Annotated in this window: 1 rRNA gene; it reads left to right on the forward strand. The window is 56.1% G+C overall.

The features are described from left to right. Positions 1-1456: ribosomal RNA gene (locus C882_RS21815) — 23S ribosomal RNA — on the forward strand; the annotation flags it as partial.

Here is a 1456-nt window from a genome sequence, read left to right on the forward strand (position 1 = left end):
GGGTGACGGCGTACCTTTTGTATAATGGGTCAGCGACTTAGTTTTGCGAGCGAGCTTAAGCCGTTAGGTGTAGGCGAAGCGAAAGCGAGTCTGAACAGGGCGTTCAGTTCGCAGGACTAGACCCGAAACCGAGTGATCTAGCCATGGGCAGGTTGAAGGTGGAGTAACACCCACTGGAGGACCGAACCCACGTCTGTTGAAAAAGACGGGGATGACCTGTGGTTAGGGGTGAAAGGCCAATCAAACTCGGAAATAGCTGGTTCTCCGCGAAAGCTATTTAGGTAGCGCGTCGTGTGATTACCTGCGGGGGTAGAGCACTGGATCGGGACGGGGGGCGCGAGCCTTACCAACTCGAACCAAACTCCGAATACCGCAGAGTACAGCACGGCAGACAGACTCCGGGTGCTAAGGTCCGGGGTCAAGAGGGAAACAGCCCAGACCACCAGCTAAGGTCCCCAAGTCATGGCTAAGTGGGAAAGGATGTGAGACGGCCAAAACAACCAGGAGGTTGGCTTAGAAGCAGCCATCCTTTAAAGAAAGCGTAACAGCTCACTGGTCTAATAGCTGTCTTGCGCCGAAGATGTACCGGGGCTCAAGCCATGCACCGAAGCTGTGGACGTGTCTCTGACACGTGGTAGCGGAGCGTTCCGTAGGCCTGTGAAGGTGAACCGTGAGGTTTGCTGGAGGTATCGGAAGTGAGAATGCTGACATGAGTAGCGATAAACAGGGTGAGAAACCCTGTCGCCGAAAGTCCAAGGGTTCCTGCGCAAGGCTAATCCGCGCAGGGTGAGCCGGCCCCTAAGGCGAGGCCGAAAGGCGTAGCCGATGGGAACCAGGTTAATAGTCCTGGGCCTGTGGGAAGTGACGCGCCCCGTAAGTTGTATGCCCTTATCGGATTGGGCGTGCAGCGAAGGGGGGCCTGGAAATAACTCCCACGTACAGACCGTACCCGAAACCGACACAGGTGGACTGGTAGAGTATACCAAGGCGCTTGAGAGAATGGTGTTGAAGGAACTAGGCAAAATGCCCCCGTAACTTCGGGAGAAGGGGGCCTTCCCATCGGGCAACCGGTGGGGAGGGGCACAGACCAGGGGGTGGCGACTGTTTACTAAAAACACAGGGCTCTGCGAAGTCGCAAGACGACGTATAGGGTCTGACGCCTGCCCGGTGCCGGAAGGTTAAGAGGAGGGGTTCACGCTCTGAATCGAAGCCCCGGTAAACGGCGGCCGTAACTATAACGGTCCTAAGGTAGCGAAATTCCTTGTCGGGTAAGTTCCGACCTGCACGAATGGCGTAACGACTTCCCCGCTGTCTCCAACACCAACTCAGCGAAATTGAAATCTCCGTGAAGATGCGGAGTTCCCGCGGTCAGACGGAAAGACCCCGTGAACCTTTACTATAGCTTCGCAGTGGCGTCAGGGTTCGAATGTGTAGGATAGGTGGGAGGCTTTGAAGC

It is taken from the genome of Caenispirillum salinarum AK4 (assembly GCF_000315795.1).
Lineage (GTDB): Bacteria > Pseudomonadota > Alphaproteobacteria > Rhodospirillales > Rhodospirillaceae > Caenispirillum > Caenispirillum salinarum.